This is a genomic window from Cytophagia bacterium CHB2 (assembly GCA_030263535.1).
GTDB lineage: Bacteria > Zhuqueibacterota > Zhuqueibacteria > Zhuqueibacterales > Zhuqueibacteraceae > Coneutiohabitans.
In genome coordinates, this window is sequence record SZPB01000476.1 from 1 (window position 1) to 3,983 (window position 3,983).

General features: G+C 54.5%; 4 protein-coding genes. All 4 read left to right on the forward strand.

The features are described from left to right. Positions 1–361: hypothetical protein (locus FBQ85_27490; GenBank protein ID MDL1878876.1), on the forward strand; the 361-nt coding region annotated here is incomplete at its 5' end. A gap of 155 nt (positions 362–516) precedes the next feature. Further along, the gene (locus FBQ85_27495; GenBank protein ID MDL1878877.1) at positions 517–1,311 is read left to right on the forward strand and encodes an alpha/beta fold hydrolase; all 795 of its coding nucleotides are present in this window, start codon (positions 517–519) and stop codon (positions 1,309–1,311) included. A gap of 60 nt (positions 1,312–1,371) precedes the next feature. Continuing rightward, positions 1,372–3,162: an ABC transporter ATP-binding protein gene (locus tag FBQ85_27500; protein ID MDL1878878.1), complete on the forward strand. Its 1,791-nt coding sequence runs from the start codon at positions 1,372–1,374 to the stop codon at positions 3,160–3,162. 48 nt (positions 3,163–3,210) lie between these two features. Then, positions 3,211–3,983 (forward strand): ABC transporter ATP-binding protein (locus tag FBQ85_27505; protein ID MDL1878879.1); only part of this gene is annotated, 773 nt, incomplete at its 3' end.

A 3,983-nucleotide genomic window follows, 5' to 3' on the forward strand; every position in this document is an offset into this window, starting at 1 on the left:
GGTGTTTGGTTCCGGCGGTGGCGGCGGCATATGCGGCGGCTGCCTCGGCGAGGTTCTGCCTGTGCCCGGCTCCAACTACGGCGCAACCACGGTTGATCTGGCAGCCCCGGGAAAAAATATTTTGAGCACGACGCCCAACAATGGTTATCAGTCACTCTCCGGCACCTCGATGGCAACGCCGCATGTTGCCGGCATTGCGGCGCTGACGCTGGCGCAATTTCCCGCGCTCACCAACATTCAACTCAAAAACCGGTTGATGGCATCCGTGGATGTCAAATCGGGCCTGCAAGGCAAGATGGTTACCGGCGGAATTCTCAACGCCTTCAAAGCCGTGAGTGCGCCGCTGGCTGCTGCGCCTTAAGCTTCACATAAATTTTTGCGTTACTCACACGCCCACTTTCGCACCAGCAAAAGTGGGCGTTTTGTTTTTGGGAAGAAATTTTTGCCGCCGCGTGCAGGCGCGCGCCACAATGGCGAGAGTTGACTTTTGGGTGAGCGTATGATATATTGTTTGCGATGACCAGCCCTCATGAAACCGGATGCCTGCTCCTTCACGGCTTTACGAGCAGCCCCCAAGAAATGGCCGGGCTTGCCGCTTTTCTCACAACGCAAGGCTACATTGTGCAAACGCCGCGCCTGCCGGGCCATGCCACGACCCCGCAAGATTTATTGCGCGTCTCCCACAAGGATTGGCTGGCCACGGCGGAACAATCGTTTCAAAGCCTGCGCAGCAGTACACAGAAGCAAATTGTGATCGGCCTTTCCATGGGCGGCTTGCTGGCACTGCATCTCGCGGCGAACCACACGTTTGCGGGCGTCGTCGCATTAGCGCCGGCGCTGAAACTGCGGCGCTGGGCGAAGATCAGCATAAGCATTTTAGCGCCCTTCAACTATATTCGCCGCAAGCCACGCGGCCCGGATGTTCACGATCCGCAGGGCAAAGCTTTGCTGGATGGCTACCATCATTATCCCATTGCCGCAGCCAAGTCCCTGTTGCGTTTACAGCGCCGGGTGCGCGCCGAATTAAACAAAATCAAAATACCGCTGCTGGCAGTTCATTCACGCCAGGATCATACGGTTCCCCTCAAGGCGCTTGACTATTTATTCGAAAAGGTGCAGTCGCAACCTCGCGAGAAAATGATCGTCGAGGATTCCTATCACGTTCTCACCGTCGATTTTGACCGTGAGAAAATATTCGTTCGCATAGCGGACTTTATCAAGAAAGTAACAAACAGCCAATTTTCCCCCGAAAACGATTCAAAAGCGCAACCGATCACCGGCAAGAAAAATTTATTGTTGCTGAGATCTTAATCGAGCGGCGCTCTTGCATCCTGGGATACGTCGCCCCAAATTTTATTCGCGTACAATAATATGTCCGATGCCTCCAAATCCGAAAAGAAAAAGACCGGCCTGAGCGAACTACGCTCGTTAGCCTCCCTCCTGCCCTATCTTAAAAAATACCGCGGCCGCATTTTCCTGGGAGGCGTTTTTATCTTCGTCACAAATATTTTCGCCTTGCTCGGACCAAAAGTCTTGCAGCATGCCATCGACACGCTGCGCACGGATTTGACCTCGCAGCGTTTGCTGCTGTCCGCCGGATTGATCTTGCTGGTATCGGCAAGCGAAGGCTTCTTTCGTTACTGGATGCGCCAAACCATCATCGTGGTGTCGCGCTTCGTTGAATACGATTTGCGCAACGATTATCTGCGCCATTTGCAACGCATGTCGCGTGCATTTTTCAACCGCCACCCCACCGGCGATTTGATGGCGCGTGCCACTAACGATTTGAACAGCGTGCGCGCCGTGCTCGGGCCGGGCATCATGTACGCCTCCAACACGATTGTCGTCGGCGTCGGCGCGTTTATTTTGATGATGTTGATGAGTTGGAAACTGACGCTGCTGGCCATGCTGATTCTGCCGCTGATGGTGGTGATCGTCAAATTTACGATGGATAAGATCCACGCGGCCTACACCAAAATTCAGGAACAATTTTCCAAAATCACGGCGCGCGCGCAGGAGAATCTTTCCGGCATTCGCGTGATCAAATCGTATTTGCGCGAGGATTACGAGATTGAGCAATTCAGCAAGCTCAATCAGGATTACATGCAGCAAAACATCGCGCTGGGAAAAGTGGAGGGCTTGTTGTGGTCCGGCATGGGCACGCTCTCCGGCGCGGGTATTTTGCTGCTGTTGTGGATTGGCGGCCTGGAAGTGATTCACGACAAATTGAGTTGGGGCGAGTTTGTCGCGTTTGTGGCCTACATCGGCATGCTCACCTGGCCGATGATTGCGCTCGGTTGGGTGATCAACGTCATGCAGCAAGGTGCGGCCTCCATGGGGCGCATCAACCGCATTATGAGCGAAGAGCCGGACATTCGCGACAGCGAGCACACCAATTTTGCCATCTCAAAGGTGCGCGGCGAGATCGAGTTTCGCCAGGTCGGCTTTCGTTATAACGAATCGGCGTGGGCGTTGCGACATATCAATCTCAAGATTCATGCCGGCATGACGCTCGCTATTGTAGGGCATACCGGCAGCGGCAAATCCACGCTGGTAAATCTCATCCCGCGCCTGTTCGATCCGACCGAAGGGCAAATTCTGATCGATGGCATCGATGTTCGCCAAATTCCGCTTGCCCGGTTGCGCCGCGAGATCGGCTTTGTGCCGCAAGAAACATTTCTGTTTTCAGACACGATTCGTGAAAACGTCACGTTCGGCATCGAGAACGGCAACGGCGAATCCATGCACTCGGTCGCGACCATTGCGCGCGTGCGCGAGGAAATCGATTCATTCCCCGACCGCTTCGAGACGTTGTTGGGCGAACGCGGCATCAATCTCTCCGGCGGCCAGAAACAGCGTGTGGCCATTGCGCGCGCCATCATCCGCCAGCCCAGCATTCTGATTCTCGACGATGCGCTGTCTTCGGTGGACACCTACACCGAAGATGAAATCCTGCGCGGGTTGCGCGGGGTCATGCGCGAGCGCACCAGCATCATCATTTCGCATCGCGTCTCCACTGTGCGCGACGCCGATCTCATCATTGTGTTGAAAGACGGCGAGATCGTCGAAAAGGGCACGCACGATTTGTTGATCGAAAAAGACGGAATCTATGCGGAGCTGAGCCGTTTGCAGCAATGGGAAGAAGATTTGGAAACATTATAAAATTGGCTGGAGTTGTGGAAAACAGGATCGGTGGAGTCGAAAACAAGCATGTCCGCATTTGAAGAAGATAAACTAACCACGACGTATGACGGCGCCTTGATGCGCCGTTTGTTGAAATATGTCCGGCCGATACGCGGCCGCATGGCGCTGGCCGTGGTGTTGCTTTTGGTCAGCAGCGGCCTGGCCGTGCTCGGGCCGATCTTGTCCAAGATCGCGATCGATCAGCACATCACCAACAAAGATGTGCGAGGTTTGACATTGATCTGCCTGGCTTATCTCGGCATGCTGCTGCTCGGCCTGGCGATCAACTATTACCGCATGGTGATGATGGAACGCATCGGCCAGCGCATCATGTACGATTTGCGCATGCAGATTTTCTCGCATTTACAGCGCCTGCCGCTGGCTTTCTTCAATCGCAATCCCGTCGGACGCTTGATGACGCGCGTCACCAACGACGTCGAATCGCTCAACGACCTGTTTACCTCGGGACTTGTTTCCGTGTTCGGCGACGTGTTCATGCTCACCGGCATCATCATCGCATTGTTCAAGCTCGACTGGCAGCTCACGCTCGTCACCTTGAGCACCGTGCCGCTGCTGTATGCCGCGACCGCCATATTCAAGAAAAAAGTGCGCGCCGCTGAACGCGATATTCGCGTGCGCATTGCGAAGATCAATGCCTTCCTGCAGGAGAACATCACCGGCATGACGGTGGTGCAGCTTTTCAATCGCGAAGCCAAAAACTTCAAACAATTTGACGAAAAGAACCTCGACTATCTCGAGGCCTATCGCAAGACGATTTTTTATTACGCCGTGTTCTACCC